Origin of the sequence: Massilia sp. IC2-476 (assembly GCF_020707295.1) — a bacterium.
Taxonomy (GTDB): Bacteria; Pseudomonadota; Gammaproteobacteria; order Burkholderiales; family Burkholderiaceae_D; genus Telluria.
In genome coordinates this window covers 142,571-163,516 of the sequence record NZ_JAJFER010000002.1, presented here as the reverse complement: position 1 = coordinate 163,516, position 20,946 = coordinate 142,571, and the positions used below count along the sequence as shown (strand labels likewise).

Sequence of the window (20,946 nt, the reverse complement as noted above, 5' to 3'; positions counted from 1 at the left end):
TTGGCTTCAAAACGTCATTCCCGCGAAGGCGGGAATCATGCCACTGGCATGATTCCCTCCAAGTTTGCTGGCGTTTCGGTAACGCGAGCAAAATTGGATCCCGGCCTTCGCCGGGATGACGGTTTACAGGCTAACGCAGAGAATAACGAATTAGCGGCTCAGCGGCCGACGCGTTCGAGCTTCGCCACCGACAAATCCAGCACCTTCATCCCCGCCGCGCCGAAGTTGATCTGGGCGCGCGCCGCCCCTGCCCCACCCTCGATATTCACGATCACGCCCTCGCCGAACTTGGCGTGCGCCACCGTTTCGCCCACGCGCCAGCCGGAGCCGTTGCCGGACTTCTGGGTGATCTGCTGGGCGATGCGGTTGTCCGAACCCTCGCGGAAGTTGGCGTCGTCCCAGGCCGTGGTCTGCTTGCGGCCGGCGAACCAGTTGGTCTGCACGCGCGGCGACAGCCACTTGATCGACTCGTCGGGCAGTTCGTCGAAGAAGCGCGACTTCATGTTGAAGCGCGTCTGGCCGTGCAGCATGCGCTGCTGGGTAAAACTCATATATAGACGCTTGCGGGCGCGCGTGATCGCCACGTACATCAGGCGCCGCTCTTCGTCGACGCCATCGAGCTCGCGCGCGCTGCTCTCGTGCGGGAACAGGCCTTCTTCCAGGCCGGTGATGAAGACCGCGTCGAATTCCAGGCCCTTGGCCGAGTGCACCGTCATCAGCTGCAGCGCATCCTGCCCGGCCTGGGCCTGGGCGTCGCCCGCTTCCAGCGAGGCGTGGGTGAGGAAGGCCGACAGCGGCGACATCACGCTCGCCAGCGGCGCATCCGAATCAAGGATCTCGATGCCGTCCTGGTTCACGATCGCCTCGCCCGCTTGCGGCAAGGCCTGCGGCCCCAGGTGGGCCGGGGCGCCCTGGCCGAAGCCTTCTTCCTGCACGAACTGGGTGGCGGCGTTGACCATCTGCTCCAGGTTCTCGATGCGGTCGGCGCCTTCTTTTTCGTTCTGGTAGTGCTGCAGCAGGGTGCTGCGCTCGAGCACCACGCGCACCAGTTCCGGCAGCGGCAGCTGCTGGGTCTCGAAGCGCACCGATTCGATCAGCTTCACGAACGCGCCCAGCGAGCTGCCGGCCTTGCCGGTCATGTAGGGCACCGCCGCGTACAGCGAGATGCCGTATGAATCGGCCGCCATCTGCAGCTGCTCGATCGAGCGCGCGCCGATGCCGCGCGTCGGGAAGTTCACCACGCGCAGGAAGGCCGAATCGTTGTGCGGGTTGTCCATCAGTTGCAGATAAGCGATGGCGTGCTTGACCTCGGCGCGCTGGAAGTAGCGCAGGCCGCCGTACACGGTGTAGGGCAGGCCGGCTGCGAACAGCGCGTGTTCGATCACGCGGCTCTGCGCGTTGGAGCGGTACAGGATCGCGATCTCGCTGCGCGACAGGCCGTCCTTCATCAGGCTCTTGGCTTCCTCGATGATCCACTGCGCCTCTTCCAGGTCGCTCGCCGCCTCGTACACGCGCACCTGCTCGCCCTGCCCCGCGTCGGTCCGCAGGTTCTTGCCCAGGCGCTTGGTGTTGTTGGCGATGAGGTAGTTGGCCGAGTCGAGGATGTGGCCGAAGGAGCGGTAGTTCTGCTCCAGCTTGATCAGGTTCTTGACGCGGAATTCGCGCTCGAAGGCCTGCATGTTGCCGACGTTGGCGCCGCGGAAGGCGTAAATGCTCTGGTCGTCGTCGCCGACCGCGAAGATGGCGCCGCCGCCGTCCTCGTCGTGGCCGGCCAGGAGCTTCAGCAGGTTGTACTGCAGATCATTGGTGTCCTGGAATTCGTCGACCAGGATGTGGCGGAAGCGCATCTGGTAGTGGTGACGCAGCGGGCCGTTGCGGGCCAGCAGTTCGTACGAGCGCAGCAGCAGCTCGGCGAAATCGACCACACCCTCGCGCTGGCACTGGCCCTCGTACAGCTCGTAGAGCTCGATCATGCGGCGCTCGATCGGGTCGTTCGGCTCGAGCCGGTTGGCGCGCAGGCCCTGCTCCTTGGCGTTGTTGATGAAGTACATCAGCGCCTTGGCCGGGTATTTTTCATCGTCCACGTTGTGCGCCTTCAGCATGCGCTTGATGAGCGACAGCTGGTCTTGCGAATCGAGGATCTGGAAGGCTTGCGGCAGCGCGGCATCCTTGTAGTGGGTGCGCAGCAGCCGGTTGCACAGGCCGTGGAAGGTGCCGATCCACATGCCGCGCGTATTAATCGGCAGCATGGAGGACAGGCGGGTCAGCATCTCCTTTGCCGCCTTGTTCGTGAAGGTCACGGCCATGATGCCGGCGGGCGACACCTGCCCCGTCTGGATCAGCCAGGCGATGCGGGTCGTCAGCACGCGCGTCTTGCCGGAACCGGCGCCGGCCAGGATCAGCGCGCTCTGCGACGGCAGGGTGACGGCGGCGAGCTGTTCAGGATTGAGGTTATGGAGGAGATTCTGCATCCGGCCATTATAACGCCGCGATTACTGTATGCCCATCCAGCTGTGCAACAGTCGCGACAGTCCCACATTGGCCATTGACCTTCGCCGCATCCGCGCTAGGCTGGAAGACCAGGGTGGCGGCAGGACGCCGTCGCCACATCGACAACGACGAATCGGAGAGTGAGATGGCTATTGATAAAGATCCCGGCAAGGGTGCGTTCCCGGTCGACCGACCGACCGAGGCCTTGAAACGCGACCACGACATGGTGCGCGCGCTGAGCGACAGGTACCTGAACGGCGACAGCCAGGAATTCAAGGTCCAGGCCGGCAAGCAGATCCTGCAGGCCCTGCACATGCATTCGCGGATCGAGGAATCCGTGTTCTACCCGGCGGTGCGCTGCATCGACGAGGCGCTGGTCAGGGGCTTCGAGCGGGATCACGACAAGGTCGACAACCTGCTGGCGACGCTGGACGGCATGTCACTCGCGGATGCCCACAGCGACGCCCTGATGCGCGAACTGATCAGCGCGGTGACGGCGCACATCCAGGAAGAGGAAAACCAGCTGTTCCCGCGCATCGAAGGCTCCGGCGTGGACATGACGTCGGTCGGGCTGGAGATGCAATCGTTTGAGGCCAACATGGTGCACACGCAGGCGCAGATGAGCGACCAGGGAAGGATGCGGCGCTGAGTCCCCGGCCGCCTAACGCGGCGTCAGCGGCCTGCCGACCTGGTGCTCGGGTATTCCGGCAGGCCGTCGTGCAAGTCCATCCAGCGCAGGCGGCTGCGCACGAAGGTGTGGTCGCCCGGCGGGACCGTGTTCGGGTCGTCGAGGCTGGCACTTGTGATGTCGAGCTCTTCCGGCCAGCGCGCGTCCTCGAAGGTGAGCGTGGTGCCGCATTGTGGGCAAAAGCCGCGCAGTACGTGCTCGCTGGATGCGAAGCGCTGGGGATCTCCTTTTGTGTAGCGGAAATCGGCGCGGCGCGCACTGAACCAGGCCAGCGCGGGCGCGCCGGAAATCCTGCGGCAATCGGTGCAATGGCACAGCGTACTGTTGAAAATTTCTCCTGTAACGGTGTAGCGAACTGCACCGCAGAAACAGCCTCCCTGTAGGTTCATCTTGGTCTCCTTTCTGGCAACCAACAACTGACTCAACAGTATAAGCGGCCCATCCTTTCGCGCGCCGCCCGATTGTCTTTTCGCTTATTTTATTTGGAGATTCGCGACAGATCGCGTGGCCCGCAGGACCGTTCCGTTCGAAGCCATCGTTTGCGCGTGCCATGTCTCGGGCCAGACTGTGTGGGCATGTGCAAGGGCTTACCAGACCAAAGGAGAATTCTTATGCTGAACCGCGTAGTTACCGTTGCCGCGCTTGCCGTCGGCGGCATGATGCTGTCCAAAAAACTCAAATCGAACCGCCAGGGCTTTGGCGCCAGCTCGTCCGTGACGGAAACGATCGAGATCAACGTCCCGGTCAAGACCGCGTACAACCAGTGGACGCAGTTCGAGGACTTCCCTCAGTTCATGAAGAGCGTGAAGGAAATCCGCCAGCTCGACGACAAGCACCTGCACTGGCGCGCCAACGTGGCGGGCGAAGAGAAAGAGTGGGATGTCGAAATCACCGAACAGATCCCGGACAAGCGCATCGCATGGCGCAGCATCACCGGCGTGAAGAACGGCGGCGTTGCTGACTTCCACAAGATCTCGGACACCTGCTGCCGCGTCACGGTCCAGATGGACTATACGCCGGACGGCGCCCTCGAAGCCATCGGCGACGCCATGGGCGCCGTGCGCATGGAACTGCGCGGCAACCTGCAGAACTTCAAGGAACTGCTCGAGAAGCGTGGCTCGGAAACCGGCGCATGGCGCGGCCAGATCAAGCAACATTAAGAGCCTGTGAAAAATCCCTCCATGGCTGCGTTGCATCGTCTCGCCGTACTAACGTACTGTCTTCGACAATGCGCCTTGCCCTGGAGGTTTTTTCACACGCTCTAACGCCCCGGAGTTTGACCATCCGGTAAAAAAAAGGCCTGCCGCGACAACCGGCAGGCCTTTTTTTGCCTCGGGCTGGCTGCCCCGCAAGCGGGGATCAGCCCGCCTGCGGCACCGGCTTCGCCAGTCCCTTTTCGCGCGCCTCGCGGATCAGGGCGCGGACGGTCTGGTCGGCCGTCTTGCTCTCGCGCTCCATCTCCTTGCCGAGCACACCCATCTTCTTGCCGAGCGCATCCATCGGCTTGCCCGCCTCGCCCATCCGGCGACCAATCTGGTCCATCGACTTCTGCGCCTGGCGCATGCCCGGCTCATTGTGCAAGGCGCCCATCTCGGTGCCGGCCACCGACATCTGCTGGCCGAGCTCGCTCATGCGGCGCTGGATGCGCTCACGCTCCTTGATGCTGTCGGTCGCCGCCATCTGCTCGCCCAGCTTGCCCATCTCGTCGCCCAGGGTCTTCATGCGGCCTTCGATGGCGCGCAACTTCTTCTCGTCCGGCCTGAAGCCGCTTGCCGCGGTGTCCATTTCCTTGCCCAGCGCATCCATCTTCTTGCCGTGCACGTCCATTTCCTTGCCGAGCACGTCCATCTGTGCGCCCAGCTTGTTCATCGGCGCCCAGGCTGCATCGACCTTGGCCAGCACGGCCGGATCCTGGATGTAGTACGCCTGGCCGCCTTCGCGGAACCACAGGAAGTCGCCGCCAATGCGGCGCCTGGCGTCCTTGATATCGTCCCAGTCGTCGCTGCTGCCGCTCATGGTCGTGTTCTTGTCGTTGGCGCGGACGACGGCGTAGGGATCTTCCCTGCCCTCCTTGCGCACGACGCGGCGCACGGCCGCCGGCGCCGGATCGGGACGGGCGTTTGGCGTGGCCTGGGGCGCTGGCGCCGGCTGCTCCGCGGCGGCCTGCACCGGGGCCGACCAGGAATAGAAGGCGGCGGCGGTGGCCAGGCCCAGGATCGGCAGGGCGAGTTTCCAGTTCAGCGGTTCGGCTTCCGGACGAACCAGGCGTTTGATGCGGGACATAAGCTTTCCTCCATGTGCTGCTTGGGCAAGTTGCGGGGTGAACTGGAACAGGTCCAGTTCGGACAATGCAAGTGCCAGGCGCCGCGGTTCGCCGAGCTTGCTTGCGGCTACATCATCTGCAATCTGTTCGCGCTCTTCGCGGATCCGGTTCGACAGCCACCACACGGCCGGGTGGTAGAACAGCAGGATCTCGATCGCGCTCTGGATCAAATTCACTACGTAATCGCAACGGCGCACATGGGCCAGCTCGTGCGCCAGCAGCGCTTCCAGCAGCTGGGGCGGCATGCCCGACACGAGCGCCGCCGGCACGAGCACGACCGGACGCCACCAGCCGGCCGTCACCGGGCTCGTCAGATCGTCGACCAGGCCGAGCGTGACGCGGCGGGCGATGCCCATGCCGCGCGCCAGCGCATCCAGCCGCGCCTGCCACACCGGGTCCACCCGGTACTGGCCGGGACGGCTGCGCCGGCGCACCCAGGCCAGACCGAGCACCATGCGCAGCGCCAGCAGCCCGGCGCCGAGCGACCAGCACAGCACCACCAGGGGCAGGCGCTGCTCCAGCGCCATCTCCCAGCCGGCGAAGCGGCCGGCGTCGATCGCCATCGCCGGCAGCGCAGGGAGGGTGCCGCTCACCTGCCCCGTCACGGTCACGGGCAGCATGGTCGTCACCGCGCCGGTATCTGCATCCAGTACGCGCTGCACGGTGCCGGCCACGGGCAGGGCCGCGCACAGGAGCAGCGCGGCGCAGGCCACCAGGTAGCGCGCCTGCGGACTCGCCTTGCGCATCAGCGCCAGCAGCAGCGCCGCGGCCCAGCCGACCAGCAGCCCCTGCCACAGGAAGTCGATCAGGGCCCAGGCCAGGGCCGGTGCAGCAGTGTCCAGCAGCGCGTTCATCGGGTCTCCGTAAGGTGTGCTCCAGCTCCACCGTTGGCAACTAGATTAAAAGTTCTAGATAATTTTGTCTAGAACTTTTTTTCTACTTTGCGGCGAATGGGGCTGGCGATGGGAACACTGTAGGCGCGCGTGGCGCGCCAGGCCAGCCCGGTGCGACAGGCGGCACGATCGGCGGTACAGAATGAAAAACGCGGCCCGGAGGCCGCGTGGAGGAATCCATCGGGCGGACCGTGGCGGCCCGCCTGGCAAATCAGAAGACGACGACCGAGCGGATCGACTCGCCCGACTTCATCAGGTCGAAGCCTTCGTTGATGCGCTCGAGCGGCAGGTGGTGGGTGATCAGGTCGTCGATGTTGATCTTGTTTTCCATGTACCAGTCGACGATCTTCGGCACGTCGGTGCGTCCGCGCGCGCCGCCGAATGCGGAGCCCTTCCACACGCGGCCGGTCACCAGCTGGAACGGACGGGTCGAGATTTCCTGGCCGGCCGCCGCCACGCCGATGATGATCGACTGGCCCCAGCCCTTGTGGCAGCACTCCAGCGCCTGGCGCATGGTGGTGACGTTGCCGACGCATTCGAAGCTGTAGTCGGCGCCGCCGTCGGTCAGCTGGACGATGGTGTCGACCACGTTTTCCACCTTGGTCGGGTTGATGAAGTGGGTCATGCCGAACTTGCGCGCCATCGCTTCGCGTTCCGGGTTCAGGTCGACGCCGATGATCTTGTCGGCGCCCACCATCTTCGCGGCCTGGATCACGTTCAGGCCGATGCCGCCCAGGCCGAACACGACCACGTTGGCGCCCGCCTCCACCTTGGCGGTAAAGATCACGGCGCCGATGCCGGTGGTGACGCCGCAGCCGATGTAGCAGATCTTGTCGAAGGGCGCGTCCGAACGCACCTTGGCCAGCGCGATCTCCGGCACCACGATGTAGTTCGAGAAGGTCGAGGTGCCCATGTAGTGGTAGAGCGGCTTGCCGTCCAGCGAGAAGCGCGAGGTCGCGTCGGGCATCAGGCCGCGGCCCTGCGTCGAGCGGATCGCCTGGCACAGATTGGTTTTCTGCGACAGGCAGAACTTGCACTGGCGGCACTCCGGCGTGTACAGCGGGATTACGTGGTCGTCCTTGCGCAGGCTCGTTACGCCCGGACCGACGTCGACCACCACGCCCGCGCCTTCATGCCCGAGGATGGCGGGGAACAGGCCTTCCGGATCGGCGCCGGACAAGGTGTAGTAATCGGTGTGGCAAATGCCGGTTGCCTTCACCTCGACGAGCACCTCGCCCGCCTTCGGGCCTTCGAGCTCGACTTCCTCGATCGTGAGCGGATGGCCCGCCTTCCATGCAACTGCAGCCTTGGTCTTCATGTTCTCCCTTCCAGAATGGCGCGCGGCGCTGCAGTGCTTGCAACGCCGTCAAGTCTGGAATGATAACAAGGAGTGCGCTCGCGCGTTGCGCGCGTCTGCATTTGGGAAGAGAAGCAGGAATCTCATGACGCCGACGGTGGACGTTTGGTTCAAAACATATCACGCCGCCAGAGCCGCGGCGTTAAGAACACGTTAGCAAACCCAGCTTGAAAAAAATTTCCCACGTACAGTTGAATTCGACGTGCATATATTGATGCGTTTGAAATACACTAAATTTACCGCCTACAAGGCGGGCCATAAGCGCACAAGGCCTACAGAGCCGAGGCGCAATAACTAGTTTTCACACGGAGAATAGTAATGGTAGACAAAAACACTCGCGCATCCTCCCTTCGCATCGGCCTGGCGGCCCTGGTCGCAGCCGGCGTGTTCGGCAACGCCCAGGCTGCGGCGCCGGACACCACCCGCGTCATCGTCGCCTTCAAACCGGGCGCCGCCGCCAAGGTCAAGTCGCTGGTCGCCTCCTCGAAGGGCGCGGTGAAGCACGACATCTTCGGCATGAACGCCATGGCCATCGAGGTCCCGGCGGTCGCGCTGAAGGGGCTGGAGAACAATCCGAACGTCGAATACATCGAAGAGGATGTCATCCGCAAGCCCTTCGCCCTCACCTCCCCGTCAACCGGCACCCCTTACCTGTCGGGCCAGCTGGTCCCGTATGGCATCAAGCAGGTGCAGGCCGACCTGTTGTCGGACAGCGCCGCCGGCAACCGCAAGGTCTGCATCATCGACTCGGGCTACGACCGCAACCACGAAGACCTGTCCGCCAACAACGTGACCGGCGAATACGATGCCGGCACCGGCTGGTGGTACACCGACGAGAACCACCACGGCACCCACGTGGCCGGCACCATCGCCGCCATCAACAACAGCGGCACCGGCGTGGTCGGCGTCAACGCGAACAAGACCCTCAAGCTGCACATCGTGAAGGTGTTCGGCAAGGACGGCTGGGCCTACTCCTCCACCCTGGCCTCGGCCGCCAACAAGTGTGGCGCTGCAGGTGCGAATGTGGTCAGCATGTCGCTGGGCGGCGGCCGCAAGAGCGTGACCGAGCAGAAGGCCTTCGATACCCTGTATGCAAACGGCGTGCTGAACATCGCCGCCGCCGGCAACGACGGCAACACCGTGGTCTCCTACCCGGCCGGCTACACCAGCGTGGTGATGGTCGGCGCGGTCGACGAGAACAAGGCCTGGGCCACCTTCTCGCAGTACAACAGCAAGGTCGAACTTGCCGGCCCCGGCGTGGGCGTGCTGTCGACCGTCCCGATGGGCGGCGGCCAGGAAGCCGTCCTGACGGTGGGCAGCTCCACCTATGCCCCGGGTGCGATGGAAGGCTCGCCGGTCAAGGTTGCCACCGCCCCACTGGCCGACTTCGGCATCGGCGACAAGGTCAACACCGCCGTGTCGGGCAAGGTCTGCCTGATCCAGCGCGGCACCGTGGACTTCGCGGTCAAGGTCAGCAACTGCCAGAACAGCGGCGGCGTCGGCGCGGTCGTGTACAACAACGTGGCCGGCTCCTTCGGCGGCACGCTCGGCACCACCGTGACCAGCATCCCGTCGGTCACCGCCACCGATGTGGAAGGCGCCGCGATGAAGGGCCAGCTGGGCCAGAGCGCGACGGTCGGCATCAAGGCCAGCAACTACGCTTACTTCGACGGCACCTCGATGGCGACCCCGCACGTGTCCGCGGTCGCCGCCCTGGTGTGGAGCTACTTCCCGACCTGTACCGCGGCCCAGATGCGCGCTTCGCTCACCAAGAGCGCGCTCGACCTGGGTACCGCCGGCCGCGACACCAAGTACGGCTTCGGCCTGGTCCAGGCCAAGGCCGCGCGCGACCGCATCGCTTCGCTGGGCTGCGGTAACTAAAGCTTGCGCCGCAAGTGAAGAGGGACGCTTTCCGGCGTCCCTTTTTTCATGGCGCTGCGTGCAAGCGCAGCCGCATCGCGTATTCCATGCGTCCGGGCGCCCCCGCCATCGGATAGGCCTCGCCCAGCACCGTGAAGCCCGCGCGCTGGTACAGCGCCACCGCCGCGCGGTTGGCGCAGTTCACGCCCAGCCCGACGGTGTGCGCGCCGCGCTCCCTGGCCCAGGCCACCGCTGCGTCCAGCAGCGCGGCGGCGACGCCGCGGCCGCGGCACTGCGGTGCGACCCACATCTGGTACAGGTTCACGGTGTCCGCATCGTCGGCATCGACCTTGGCCCACACCAGTCCGACGGCTTCGCCGTCCAGTTCCGCGACCAGCGGGCAATCGATACCGGACACCGCTGCCTTGTCGAGCCGCGCAGACCAGCTGTCGAGCGGGCGCGCCGCTTCCTCTGCCAGCGAGCTGCCAAAGGCCTCCGGGGAGTCTTCCAGCGCACGCAGGCGGATGCTGCGGTAAGCCGGCCCGTCGTCCGGCCGCAGGCGGCGGATCGAGGCTTGCGCCATCACTGGCCCGGATTCAGCGTGCGGCCCTTGGCAGCGTAGCCGGAAGCCTTGGGCGCATCGGTCCAGGTCGGGCGCGCCGTGTCATTGGCGATGTCGTACACGCCCTGCGCCAGCATGCGCGTCACACGCGCCATGTTGTCGTAGTCGAGCTTGTCCCAGGTATCGTCCTTGCCGTGGTAGTCCGAGAAGCCGTAGGCCACCGACAGCGTATGCGCCGGCACGCCGACGTCGGCCAGCGACTGGTTGTCGGCGCGCGAGAAGAAGGCGTCGCTGAAGGACGCGTGCTTCCACAGGCGGATGCCGGTCTGGTCGGCCGACTTCTTGAGCATGCTGCCGAGGGTCGAGAAGTCGTAGCCGGTCATGGCGATGGAATTCTCTTGCTTGCCTTCGCTGTCGTCGGTGCGGCCGGTCTGCTCGAGGTTGATGTTGACCACCGTGTCCTTCAGCGGGAACACCGGGTGGCGCGCATAGTACTTCGAGCCGAGCATGCCGAGTTCTTCGCCGAAGAAGGTCATGAACACGATGCTGCGGCGCGGACGCTCCTTGCGCGAGGCCAGCTGGTTGGCCGCCTCGATCACCGAGACCACGCCGCTGGCGTCGTCGTTGGCGCCGTTATAGATCTCGCCGTCGCGGATGCCGACGTGGTCGTGGTGGGCCGTCATCAGGACGTAGGTGTTCTTCAGTTGCGGATCCGAGCCGCGCAGCACGCCGACCACGTTGCGCAGCTTGACCGGACGGACGCTTGCTGCCGCCACCGCAACGCGGACCTGCGCCCCACTCTTTTCCAGCGCCGCTGCGGCGTCAGCCGCGTGCAGCACCAGCACCGGCGGCGCGCCCTTCACGACCGGCTGCTCCGGATTGATCAGCCAGCCGCCGGTGCCGGCGCCGTGGCGCTTCTCGCGGTCGATCATGATGACCAATGCCGGCTTGCTCTTGAGTTTTTCCTGCAGCTGGCGCGCGGCGCCCGGTACCGGGGCGGCCGGCACCACCAGCACCTTGCCGTTCGCGGCCTCGCTGTTTTCCAGCGCTTCCTTCCAGGGCATGAACACGGCCGGCGTACTCGCCAGCGACACCGCATCGAGGAAGTTGCCGGTCGCGCCGCCCGCCGGCACGGCGATCGTGCTGCCGCCGGCATTGATATTCAGGCTCACGTCCCCGGCCTTGCGCTCGGCGTACTGCCAGTTCGCAGTCTGGAAGTAGCCGTCGTCGCCGGCCGGCTCCAGGCCCGCCTTGCGGAACTGCGTCGCGATGTAGTCGGTCGCCAGGTCCTGCCCGCGCGAGGGCGTGCCGCGGCCTTCCAGCTCGTCGGAAGCAAGGTATTTCACGTGGGTGCGCAGCGCATCGGGGGTGATGGTCGCGGTGGGAACCTGGGCGCAGCCGGCGGCGGCCAGTGCGAGGACGAGAGCGGAAAGGTAAAGACGCATGCGATTGCTTTCGGGTCAAATGGCAAGAAAGGCAATATCGCATGGCGCCCCACGGCTGGTCAATCCGCGGCAACCACAAATGAATGCATATGTCTCGGCCCCGCTCACGGCCTGGCCCGCAGCCGCTCCTCCAGTTCGTGTTCTTCCGGCGGATTGGCGAACACCTGTTGCAGCGTCCAGCCCTTCTTGTCGAGCAGGTAGGCGACCTTCAGATGGAATTCGCGATACAGCCCGCTCCTGCCATGATCGAGCTCCCAGGCGTTGATGGAGAACAGGCTGCGGTTCTCGTCGAAATCGAAGTCGCCGCCCTTGCCCACGTAGTCGGCATAACCTTCCAGCAGCCATTGCGGATAGCGCAGCATGACAGTGCGGCCAAAGGCGCGCGACACGTCCGCGTGGGTGATTTCATGCGCGATGTAGTACGACAGCGAACGCTGCGCGGCATCGGCGATCGGTCGGGGCCCTGGCGGCAGAATGCGGTTCGCCGGGATATCGGAAGCGCGGATGAACACCTGCCGTGTCAGCCAGACGTCGGTGGCGCCGCCCATGCGCGAATGGAAGGCGCGGCCGTACAGCCACAGCCGCCAGGGCTCGTTGCAGAAGAAGATCTCGACCGGGACCTCGCGGTCGTGCAGGGACGAGGTACGCAGGCGCCGCGTCACGTCGTCGAGCACTTCCGTGATCTCGCCCGGGATCGGCTGGTCCGACCAGACCTGATAGTTCTGGTAGACGCTGCGGTAGGCAAACACCGGCTTGGGGAACACGCATACCAGCAGGTACAGGCTTGCCACCGCCAGCAGGCCGGCCAGGCAGGTCTTCAGGAAGCGCGCAAGGCGGCGAACCGGGCGGGCGGTTTGGATGGTCCGTGCTATCAAGATCGTTCTCGCGTCAGGGCGGCGACCGGCGGGATGCCGGATGCGCGACAGGCGCAAGTTACTGAACGAGTCTTATCGAAAGCTTAACGGAGGGCGCGTCGCGCCCCGCCGGGTGAAGAATATGCGAATTGCGTAGAACTCAGTCCTCTTCCCACGCCTCGTGCGCCGCGGTCGGCGGCCGCCGGTAGACCTTGCCCTGGGTGGTGAAGCCGATCAGGCGCGCCACCACCGCCGCCAGGTACATCACGCCGACCAGCATCTCGATGCTGCACAGGGCGCGCGCATGCACCGTGAGCGGAATCACGTCGCCGATGCCGGTGCTCGAGAGCAGCGCGAAGCTCAGGTAATTCAGCTCGCTCCACGAGCGCGGTGCGGATGCGTTGACGGCAGCCGCAAAGGTGCCGGGCTGCAGCTCCTGCACCATCAGATAGAGGTGGGTGAAACCCCAGGCCAGCAGGGTGAAGGTGGCGCCGGCCGCGAACAGTTCGTCGGTGGTGGCACGACGGTCGGCCATCATATAGGCGATCAGGCTGCCGGCGGCGTAGAAGTAGAACAGTGCTTCCAGCGCCGAGGACCAGGGCAGCAGCGTGCTGCGCAGGTCGAGGAAGGACTGCAGCGCCAGCAGGATCACGATCGGCACCGCCAAGGCCACGCTGATCCAGGTCTCGCCCGGGGTGCGGCGCACCATGCGGATGGTCAGCGACAGCACCAGCACGCCGAACACATTGAAGGCCGCGTGCCCGGCCGGCGCATGTTCGATGAAGGGATACAGCAGCATGCCGAGCAGCTGCACCAGCAGCAGGACGGCGGAGGGATGGCGGCGCGTATGGATCAGCAGGCGCAAAGGTCGCATGGTCAAAAAAGCAAAGTGGATCACCCCCTCATTGTAGGACCCCTTTGGCCGAACAGCGCACAGAATGCGCGCACCGCCGCGTCCGGATCCTCGGCCGCGTAGACGGAGGTGATGGCCGCCACCATGGACGCGCCGCGCGCTACCAGTGGAGCGGCATTCTGCGGCGTCATCCCGCCGATCACGACCATCGGCAGCGACACCCGGTCGCGCCACACGTCGACCAGTTCCGCCGGGGTGACGAAACTGTATTTTTTCACCGGCGACGGATAGAAGCCGCCGAAGGCGACATAGCTGGCGCCGGCCTGCTGGGCGCTTTCCGCCAGCTTCAGCTCGCCGTAGCAGGAGGCGCCGACGATCTTGTCCGGACCGAGCAGCGCGCGCGCATGGGCGACCGGTGCGTCGGTGCCGCCCAGGTGCACGCCGTCGGCATCGATGTCGCGGCACAGGTCGATGTGGTCGTTGATGACCAGCGGCCGGCCGTAGCGGCGGCACAGCGCGAGCAAGGCCCCCGCCTGTTCGGCGCGCAGGGCCGGGCTAGCGCTCTTGTGCCGGTACTGCACCAGCGACGCGCCGGCGGCCAGCGCACTGCCGGTCACCGCCAGCAAGGTGTCGGTGTCGTCCCAGTCTGGTGTGACGAGATAGAGTCCGCGCAGGGAGTGCGTGTCCATGATGCTCCTTTCAGTGTGTATGGAGGATGCGGCGCGGGATGCGCTGTCCCGGCGCGATCCAGAAGGCATGCGCCAGCGTCTGGTGGCAGTAGTCCTGCGCGTGCTCGAGTGCTTCGCCCATGGCGTCGCCCAGCGCCAGGCGCGCCGCGATCGCGGCGGCCAGCGTGCAGCCGCTGCCGTGGTAGCTGTGCGGCAGGCGCGGCATGCGCCAGCTGCGCTGTTCGACGCCGGCGCGCAGCCAGCGGTTGACCACGATGTCACCCTCGTCGTGTCCGCCGGTCAGCAGCACATGCTCGCAGGGCACGGCCCCCAGCGCCTGCGCTTCCGGCAGGTTCGGCACCAGCACGGTGGCCAGCGGCAGCAGTTCGGCCAGCGCCGCCAGCGCGCTGCCCCTGCCGAGCGCATCGCCGTGGCCGCTGGCCAGCACCGGGTCGAGCACCACTGGCAGCTGCGGGTCGGCGGCGCGCAGCTGGCGCAGCAGGCGGGCGATGGCCAGCGCGTTCTCGCGGCAGCCGGGAATGCCGATCTTGACCGCATCGATGCTGCAGGCATCGATCAGGGCGTCCGCCTGGCGCAGGATCAGGCCAGCATCGACCGGCTGCACCTCGTGCACCCGGTTGTTGTCCTGCACCGTGAGCGCGGTCGCGACCGGCAGCGCATGGCCGCCGAGCGCGCCAATGGCGGCAATGTCCGCCGCCAGCCCGGCCCCGCCGCCGGGATCGAGCCCGGCGAACACCAGCACGGTCGGCACCATCAGGTGGCCATGCCCTGCAGCGGCGACGAGGGCGCGGCAGCGAAACGTTTCGGCATGCGCCCCGCCCGGTAGGCTTCGCGCCCGGCGATCACGGCGTGGCGCATGGCGCGCGCCATGCGCACCGGGTCACCCGCCGCGGCGATTGCGGTGTTCATCAAGACGCCGTCGCAGCCCAGCTCCATCGCGATTGCCGCATCCGACGCGGTGCCGACGCCGGCGTCGACCAGCACCGGCACCGTGGCCTGCTCGATGATGAGCGACAGGTTCCACGGGTTCAGGATGCCCATGCCCGAGCCGATCAGGGAAGCCAGCGGCATCACGGCCACGCAGCCGATCTCCTGCAGGATGCGGGCCTGCACCGGGTCGTCGCTGCAATAGACCATCACGTCGAAGCCGTCACGCACCAAGGTCTCCGCGGCTTTCAGGGTTTCCGGCATCTGCGGGAACAGGGTCTTCTCGTCGCCCAGCACTTCCAGCTTGACCAGCTTGCGCCCGCCCAGCAGCTCGCGCGCCATCTGCAGGGTGTAGACCGCGTCCCTGGCCGTGTAGCAGCCGGCCGTGTTGGGCAGGATGGTGAATTCATCCGGCGGCAAGACGTCGAGCAGGCTGGGGGCGTTAGGATCCTGGCCGATGTTCACGCGGCGGATCGCCACCGTGACGATCTCGGCGCCCGCTGCCAGCGTGGCATCGCGCGTCTGCGCCAGGTCGCGGTACTTGCCGCTGCCGACCAGCAGGCGCGAGCCGTACTGGCGGCCGGCGATGGTGAGGAAATCATTGTCTGCAATTGCGTTCATTTCTTCTCCTGTAGGGTGGGCGGGTCTCCCGCCCACGCGGTTGACCGGCCCATACCAAAACGTCGTGTCAATTCATACGGGATGTGACCGCGTGGGCGGAATCCGCCCACCCTACGAATTCAACCGCCGCCGATGGCGCGGACGATGTCTATCTTGTCTCTGGCCTGCACCTGGCGCTGCGCCCAGCGCTGGCGCGGTACCACTTCGCGGTTGACCGCCACTGCCACCGCCTGCCCGGCCAGCCCGAGCTGGCCGGCCAGTTCCTGCAGCGACACCCCGGGCGGCACGCGGTAGGGTTCGCCGTTCAGTTCGATGTCCAGCATCACACCTCCCGGTACAGCCTGGCGCCGCCGCGCACGAACTCGATCGCCTTTTCTTCCATGCCCCTGGCCAGTGCCGCGTCTTCCCCAACGCCGCTGGCGGCGGCGTACTCGCGCACCTCCTGGGTGATCTTCATCGAGCAGAAGTGCGGCCCGCACATCGAGCAGAAATGGGCCACCTTGGCGGAATCCTTGGGCAGGGTCTCGTCGTGGAAGGCGCGTGCCTTGTCCGGGTCGAGGCCGAGATTGAACTGGTCTTCCCAACGGAACTCGAAGCGTGCCTTGGACAGCGCGTTGTCGCGCATCTGCGCGCCCGGGTGGCCCTTGGCCAGGTCGGCGGCGTGGGCCGCGATCTTGTAGGTGATGATGCCGTCCTTGACGTCCTGCTTGTCGGGCAGGCCCAGGTGCTCCTTGGGCGTGACGTAGCACAGCATGGCGGTGCCGTACCAGCCGATGGTGGCGGCGCCGATGCCGGAAGTGATGTGGTCGTAGCCGGGCGCGATGTCGGTGGTCAGCGGCCCCAGGGTGTAGAACGGCGCCTCGCTGCACTGCTCCAGCTGCAGGTCCATGTTCTCCTTGATCAGGTGCAGCGGCACGTGGCCCGGGCCCTCGATCATGGTCTGGACGTCGTGCTTCCACGCGATCTGCGTGAGCTCGCCCAGGGTCTTCAGTTCGGCCAGTTGGGCTTCGTCGTTGGCATCGAAGATCGAGCCGGGGCGCAGACCGTCGCCCAGGCTGAAGGACACGTCGTAGGCCTTCATGATCTCGCAGATCTCTTCGAAATGCGTGTACAGGAAGGATTCCTGGTGGTGGGCCAGGCACCACTTGGCCATGATCGAGCCGCCGCGCGAGACGATGCCGGTCAGGCGCTTGGCCGTCATCGGCACGTAGGCCAGGCGCACGCCGGCGTGGATGGTGAAGTAGTCGACACCCTGCTCCGCCTGCTCGATCAGGGTGTCGCGGTAGATTTCCCAGGTCAGTTCCTCGGCCTTGCCGCCGACCTTTTCCAGCGCCTGGTAGATCGGCACCGTCCCGATCGGCACCGGCGAGTTACGGATGATCCATTCGCGCGTCTCGTGGATATGCTTGCCGGTCGAAAGGTCCATCACGTTGTCGGCGCCCCAGCGGATTGCCCAGGTCATCTTTTCGACTTCCTCGCCGATGGACGAGGTCACGGCCGAGTTGCCGATGTTGGCGTTGATCTTCACCAGGAAGTTGCGGCCGATGATCATCGGTTCGATTTCCGGGTGGTTGATGTTGGCGGGGATGATGGCGCGGCCGCGCGCCACTTCCTGGCGCACGAATTCCGGTGTGATTTCAGGCGGGATGCTGGCGCCGAAGGACTGGCCAGGATGCTGGCGCGCCATCAGGCTGGCCACGCGCGCGCCCATCGGACCGGAATCGACCAGCGAAGCGAGATATTCCTTGCGCCGCAGGTTTTCGCGCAGGGCGATGAATTCCATCTCGGGGGTGACGATGCTCTGGCGCGCGTAGTGCATCTGGGTGACGTTGCGGCCCGCTTTCGCGCGGCGCGGGGTGCGCTGCAGCTCGAAGCGCAGCGCGGCCAGCGCCGGGTCGGCCAGGCGCGCCTTGCCGTAGTCGGAGGTGGGACCTGGCAGCTCCTCGGTGTCGCCGCGTTCGAGGATCCACGGCAGGCGCGGCGTGCCCAGGCCGCGACGCACATCGATGGAAGCCAGCGGGTCGGTGTACGGCCCGGATGTGTCGTAGACGAACAGCGGCGGATTGGCTTCGCCGCCAAAACTGTCGGGCGTGGGCGATTGCGAGATCTCGCGCATCGGCACGCGGATGTCGGGCCGGCTGCCTTCGATGTAGACCTTGCGCGAGTTGGGGAAGGGTTCGATCGCCGCCTGGTCGACCGTGGCGGTCGCGGCTTCAAACTTGTGCGGTGCGTTCATGTGGCTCCTTTGCGGAGCCAGCAAAGGAGTGTGCCAGTACGGCCGCGCAGGCGCGTGCGCACCTCAGGCCTGCTTCTGACTGCTTCCCTTCGCTGGCATTATCCAGATCAGGTTCGGAGGGTATTTCTCACCCGTGTCGCGGATTTGCATATCTGCGACAACAGGACCCCTAGCGTGTGCCGCGCCCGGCTTCCCGGACGCAGCGGGCCGGATTATAGCGCCATCTACTCTATAATGGTTCTTTTCGCACAATTTTTACGCCACCACATCATGGAATTAGCCAAGTCTTTCGAGCCCGCAGACATTGAACAATACTGGCGCACCGAGTGGGAAAAGCGCGGTTACTTCACCGCCACCATGGAGGACGGCAAGCCGTCGTTCAGCATCCAGCTGCCGCCGCCGAACGTGACCGGCACCCTGCACATGGGCCATGCCTTCAACCAGACCGTCATGGACGGCCTGACCCGCTACTACCGGATGCGCGGCTATAACACCGCGTGGATCCCGGGCACCGACCACGCCGGCATTGCGACCCAGATCGTGGTGGAGCGCCAGCTCGACGCGCAGAAAATCTCGCGCCACGACCTCGGCCGCGAAGCCTTCGTGGAAAAGGTCTGGGAGTGGAAGGAAAAGTCGGGCAACACCATCACCGGCCAGATGCGCCGCATGGGCACCTCGCCGGACTGGCAGCGCGAATACTTCACCATGGACGAGACCCGCTCGAAAACCGTGGCGGAAGTCTTCGTGCGCCTGTACGAACAGGGCCTGATCTACCGCGGCAAGCGCCTGGTCAACTGGGACCCGGTGCTGGGCACGGCGGTATCGGACCTGGAAGTCGACTCGCAGGAAGAAGACGGCTCGATGTGGTACATCAAGTACCCGCTTGCCGACGGCTCGGGCCACCTGACGGTCGCCACCACCCGTCCTGAAACCATGCTGGGCGACGTCGCCGTGGCGGTCGACCCGACCGACGAGCGCTATACGAGCCTAGTCGGCAAGCTGTTGACCCTGCCGCTGACCGGCCGCCAGATCCCGGTGATCGCGGACAGCTACGTCGACAAGGAATTCGGCACCGGCTGCGTGAAGATCACCCCGGCCCACGACTTCAACGACTACGCGGTCGGCCAGCGCGCCGGCCTTGCGCCGCTCAACATCTTCACGCTGGACGCGAAGATCAACGAAAACGGCCCGGCCCAGTACCAGGGCCTGGACCGCTTCGCCGCGCGCAAGCAGATCGTCGCCGACCTCGACGCGCAAGGCCTGCTCGAGCAGGTCAAGCCGCACAAGCTGATGGTCCCGCGTGGCGACCGCACCAATGTCGTCATCGAGCCGATGCTGACCGACCAGTGGTTCGTCGCCATGAGCAAGCCGGCGCCGGAAGGCACCTTCAACCCGGGCAAGTCGATCACCGAAGTCGCGCTGGAGAAGGTCGCGAGCGGCCAGATCAAGTTCGTGCCGGAGAACTGGACCACCACCTACAACCAGTGGCTGGGCAACATCCAGGACTGGTGCATCTCGCGCCAGCTGTGGTGGGGCCACCGCATCCCGGCATGGTATGGCGAGAACGGCGAGATCGTCGTCGCCCGCAGCGAAGAAGAAGCCAGGACCAAGGCCGCCGCACAAGGCATCGCCGGCGAATTGCGCCGTGACGACGACGTGCTCGATACCTGGTTCTCCTCGGCCCTGGTGCCCTTCTCGACCATGGGCTGGCCGGAAGAAACCGCGGACATGAAGCACTTCCTGCCTTCCTCCGTGCTGGTAACCGGTTTCGACATCATCTTCTTCTGGGTCGCCCGCATGGTGATGATGACGAGCCACTTTACCGGCAAGGTACCGTTCGAGACCGTGTACGTGCACGGCCTGGTGCGCGACAGCCAGGGCCAGAAGATGTCGAAGTCGAAGGGCAACACGCTCGACCCGATCGACCTGATCGACGGCATCGACGTCGAGTCGCTGGTTGCCAAGCGCACCACCGGCCTGATGGACCCGCGCGCCGCCGAGAAGATCGCGAAAGCGACGCGCAAGGAATTCCCGGAAGGGATCCCGGCCTTCGGCACCGACGCCGTGCGCTTCACCATGGCGAGCTACGCCTCGCTGGGCCGCAACATCAACTTCGACCTGGGCCGCTGCGAGGGCTACCGCAACTTCTGCAACAAGCTGTGGAACGCCACCCGCTTCGTGATGATGAACACGGAAGGCAAGGACTGCAGCCAGCCGAACCCGGAAGACCTGTCGCAGGCCGACCGCTGGATCGTCTCGCTGATGAACCGCGTCGAGCTGGACGTGGCCAAGGGCTTCGCCGACTACCGCTTCGACAACATCGCCAGCAGCATCTACAACTTCGTCTGGTACGAATACTGCGATTGGTACCTGGAACTGGCCAAGGTTTCGGTCCAGCAGGGCACGGAAGCGCAGCAGCGCGCCACCCGCCACACCCTGCTGCGCGTGCTGGAAGTGGTGCTGCGCCTGGCGCACCCGATCATCCCGTTCGTGACCGAAGCGCTGTGGCAGGCGATCGCGCCGATGGCCGGCAAAACCGGCGACAGCATCATGCTGCAGCCCTACCCGCTGGCCGACACTTCCTTTGTCAGCGAAGAGGCGGAAGCCTGGATGGAGCAGCTCAAGGCACTGATCGACGCCACCCGCAACCTGCGCGGCGAGATGTCGCTGTCGCCGTCGGTGCGCGTGCCGCTGTTCGTCGAGCCGGGCAACAATGACGACCGCGCCCGCATGTCGGTGTTCGCGCCCTACATCCAGTCGCTGGGCAAGCTTGCCGAGGTGCAGATCGTCGACGCGCTGCCGGAATCGCCGGCCGCCGTGTCGATCGTCGGCACCACCAAGCTGATGCTGAAGGTCGAGATCGACGTCGCCGCAGAACGCGAGCGCCTGTCGAAAGAGATCGCGCGCCTGCAGGGTGAGATCGCCAAGGCGAGCGGCAAGCTGTCCAACGAAAGCTTCGTCGCCCGCGCCCCGGCCGCGGTGGTGGAGCAGGAAAAGGAACGCGTGGCGAACTTCTCGGCGACGCTGGCCAAGATGCAGGAACAGCTGGCGAAGCTGCCGGCAGCCTGAGGCGTCGTCTTTTGCCTCCCCGGTTCGTCCAGCGGGCATGCCTGCCGGACGAACCATGCGTCATGTAATCAAGCAGTTC

At 65.6% G+C, this 20,946-nt stretch carries 17 protein-coding genes and 1 riboswitch; of the genes, 4 read left to right on the top strand and 13 right to left on the bottom strand.

Features of this window, described 5'->3' with window-relative positions; all coding sequences use genetic code 11:
* Window positions 1-158 precede the first annotated feature (158 nt).
* Window positions 159-2,471: a UvrD-helicase domain-containing protein gene (locus tag LK539_RS05590; RefSeq protein WP_227799926.1), complete on the bottom strand. Its 2,313-nt coding sequence runs from the start codon at window positions 2,469-2,471 to the stop codon at window positions 159-161.
* A 164-nt stretch (window positions 2,472-2,635) separates the two neighbouring features.
* Between LK539_RS05590 and LK539_RS05585 the strand changes: the two genes are divergently transcribed.
* Entirely contained in the window at window positions 2,636-3,139 is a 504-nt protein-coding gene (locus LK539_RS05585) for a hemerythrin domain-containing protein (protein ID WP_227799925.1), read from the top strand.
* A gap of 23 nt (window positions 3,140-3,162) precedes the next feature.
* Here the strand turns inward: LK539_RS05585 and LK539_RS05580 are convergent, their stop codons facing one another.
* Window positions 3,163-3,567 carry a GFA family protein gene (locus LK539_RS05580; protein WP_227799924.1) on the bottom strand — a complete coding sequence of 135 codons (405 nt, stop codon included), beginning with the start codon at window positions 3,565-3,567 and terminating at the stop codon, window positions 3,163-3,165.
* Window positions 3,568-3,789: 222 nt separating this feature from the next.
* Here LK539_RS05580 and LK539_RS05575 point away from each other — a divergent pair, with 222 nt between their 5' ends.
* The gene (locus tag LK539_RS05575) at window positions 3,790-4,338 is read left to right on the top strand and encodes an SRPBCC family protein (RefSeq protein WP_227799923.1); all 549 of its coding nucleotides are present in this window, start codon (window positions 3,790-3,792) and stop codon (window positions 4,336-4,338) included.
* Between the two features lie 199 nt (window positions 4,339-4,537).
* On the opposite strand, the gene LK539_RS05570 is transcribed toward LK539_RS05575, so the two are convergent.
* Window positions 4,538-6,355, bottom strand: coding sequence for a M56 family metallopeptidase (locus tag LK539_RS05570; RefSeq protein WP_227799922.1), 1,818 nt, complete (start codon window positions 6,353-6,355; stop codon window positions 4,538-4,540).
* A gap of 250 nt (window positions 6,356-6,605) precedes the next feature.
* Window positions 6,606-7,712 carry an S-(hydroxymethyl)glutathione dehydrogenase/class III alcohol dehydrogenase gene (locus LK539_RS05565; protein ID WP_227799921.1) on the bottom strand — a complete coding sequence of 369 codons (1,107 nt, stop codon included), beginning with the start codon at window positions 7,710-7,712 and terminating at the stop codon, window positions 6,606-6,608.
* 357 nt (window positions 7,713-8,069) lie between these two features.
* Here LK539_RS05565 and LK539_RS05560 point away from each other — a divergent pair, with 357 nt between their 5' ends.
* Window positions 8,070-9,632 carry a S8 family serine peptidase gene (locus tag LK539_RS05560; RefSeq protein ID WP_227799920.1) on the top strand — a complete coding sequence of 521 codons (1,563 nt, stop codon included), beginning with the start codon at window positions 8,070-8,072 and terminating at the stop codon, window positions 9,630-9,632.
* 46 nt (window positions 9,633-9,678) lie between these two features.
* On the opposite strand, the gene LK539_RS05555 is transcribed toward LK539_RS05560, so the two are convergent.
* From LK539_RS05555 to thiC, 9 genes are all read right to left on the bottom strand, one after another.
* Window positions 9,679-10,194, bottom strand: coding sequence for a GNAT family N-acetyltransferase (locus LK539_RS05555; RefSeq protein WP_227799919.1), 516 nt, complete (start codon window positions 10,192-10,194; stop codon window positions 9,679-9,681).
* On the bottom strand, window positions 10,194-11,618 hold the full coding sequence (locus tag LK539_RS05550) for a M28 family peptidase (protein ID WP_227799918.1): 1,425 nt from the start codon (window positions 11,616-11,618) through the stop codon (window positions 10,194-10,196). Before LK539_RS05550 ends, LK539_RS05555 begins: the two co-directional genes overlap by 1 nt.
* A 104-nt stretch (window positions 11,619-11,722) precedes the next feature.
* Complete coding sequence (locus LK539_RS05545) at window positions 11,723-12,493, bottom strand: hypothetical protein (protein WP_227799917.1); 771 nt, start codon at window positions 12,491-12,493, stop codon at window positions 11,723-11,725.
* Window positions 12,494-12,632: 139 nt separating this feature from the next.
* Complete coding sequence (locus LK539_RS05540) at window positions 12,633-13,346, bottom strand: ion channel (protein ID WP_227799916.1); 714 nt, start codon at window positions 13,344-13,346, stop codon at window positions 12,633-12,635.
* 20 nt (window positions 13,347-13,366) lie between these two features.
* Window positions 13,367-13,999, bottom strand: coding sequence for a thiamine phosphate synthase (thiE, locus tag LK539_RS05535; protein WP_227800554.1), 633 nt, complete (start codon window positions 13,997-13,999; stop codon window positions 13,367-13,369).
* A 25-nt stretch (window positions 14,000-14,024) separates the two neighbouring features.
* Entirely contained in the window at window positions 14,025-14,768 is a 744-nt protein-coding gene (locus LK539_RS05530) for a hydroxymethylpyrimidine/phosphomethylpyrimidine kinase (RefSeq protein ID WP_227799915.1), read from the bottom strand.
* Window positions 14,768-15,562, bottom strand: a complete 795-nt coding sequence (locus LK539_RS05525) for a thiazole synthase (protein ID WP_227799914.1) — start codon at window positions 15,560-15,562, stop codon at window positions 14,768-14,770. Before LK539_RS05525 ends, LK539_RS05530 begins: the two co-directional genes overlap by 1 nt.
* Window positions 15,563-15,681: 119 nt before the next feature.
* Window positions 15,682-15,885: a sulfur carrier protein ThiS gene (gene thiS, locus LK539_RS05520; RefSeq protein ID WP_227799913.1), complete on the bottom strand. Its 204-nt coding sequence runs from the start codon at window positions 15,883-15,885 to the stop codon at window positions 15,682-15,684.
* The gene (thiC, locus tag LK539_RS05515; RefSeq protein ID WP_227799912.1) at window positions 15,885-17,798 is read right to left on the bottom strand and encodes a phosphomethylpyrimidine synthase ThiC; all 1,914 of its coding nucleotides are present in this window, start codon (window positions 17,796-17,798) and stop codon (window positions 15,885-15,887) included. The genes thiS and thiC overlap by 1 nt, the downstream gene beginning before the upstream one ends.
* A gap of 67 nt (window positions 17,799-17,865) precedes the next feature.
* A riboswitch (TPP riboswitch) is annotated at window positions 17,866-17,979 on the bottom strand.
* A gap of 89 nt (window positions 17,980-18,068) precedes the next feature.
* Between thiC and LK539_RS05510 the strand changes: the two genes are divergently transcribed.
* The gene (locus tag LK539_RS05510; RefSeq protein ID WP_227799911.1) at window positions 18,069-20,867 is read left to right on the top strand and encodes a valine--tRNA ligase; all 2,799 of its coding nucleotides are present in this window, start codon (window positions 18,069-18,071) and stop codon (window positions 20,865-20,867) included.
* Window positions 20,868-20,946 lie beyond the last annotated feature (79 nt).

Coding starts and splice junctions, on each gene's coding strand:
- LK539_RS05590 (WP_227799926.1), bottom strand. CDS start 2,471: ATGCAGAATCTCCTCCATAACCTCAATCCTGAACAGCTCGCCGCCGTC.
- LK539_RS05585 (WP_227799925.1), top strand. CDS start 2,636: ATGGCTATTGATAAAGATCCCGGCAAGGGTGCGTTCCCGGTCGACCGA.
- LK539_RS05580 (WP_227799924.1), bottom strand. CDS start 3,567: ATGAACCTACAGGGAGGCTGTTTCTGCGGTGCAGTTCGCTACACCGTT.
- LK539_RS05575 (WP_227799923.1), top strand. CDS start 3,790: ATGCTGAACCGCGTAGTTACCGTTGCCGCGCTTGCCGTCGGCGGCATG.
- LK539_RS05570 (WP_227799922.1), bottom strand. CDS start 6,355: ATGAACGCGCTGCTGGACACTGCTGCACCGGCCCTGGCCTGGGCCCTG.
- LK539_RS05565 (WP_227799921.1), bottom strand. CDS start 7,712: ATGAAGACCAAGGCTGCAGTTGCATGGAAGGCGGGCCATCCGCTCACG.
- LK539_RS05560 (WP_227799920.1), top strand. CDS start 8,070: ATGGTAGACAAAAACACTCGCGCATCCTCCCTTCGCATCGGCCTGGCG.
- LK539_RS05555 (WP_227799919.1), bottom strand. CDS start 10,194: ATGGCGCAAGCCTCGATCCGCCGCCTGCGGCCGGACGACGGGCCGGCT.
- LK539_RS05550 (WP_227799918.1), bottom strand. CDS start 11,618: ATGCGTCTTTACCTTTCCGCTCTCGTCCTCGCACTGGCCGCCGCCGGC.
- LK539_RS05540 (WP_227799916.1), bottom strand. CDS start 13,346: ATGCGACCTTTGCGCCTGCTGATCCATACGCGCCGCCATCCCTCCGCC.
- LK539_RS05530 (WP_227799915.1), bottom strand. CDS start 14,768: ATGGTGCCGACCGTGCTGGTGTTCGCCGGGCTCGATCCCGGCGGCGGG.
- LK539_RS05525 (WP_227799914.1), bottom strand. CDS start 15,562: ATGAACGCAATTGCAGACAATGATTTCCTCACCATCGCCGGCCGCCAG.
- thiS (WP_227799913.1), bottom strand. CDS start 15,885: ATGCTGGACATCGAACTGAACGGCGAACCCTACCGCGTGCCGCCCGGG.
- thiC (WP_227799912.1), bottom strand. CDS start 17,798: ATGAACGCACCGCACAAGTTTGAAGCCGCGACCGCCACGGTCGACCAG.
- LK539_RS05510 (WP_227799911.1), top strand. CDS start 18,069: ATGGAATTAGCCAAGTCTTTCGAGCCCGCAGACATTGAACAATACTGG.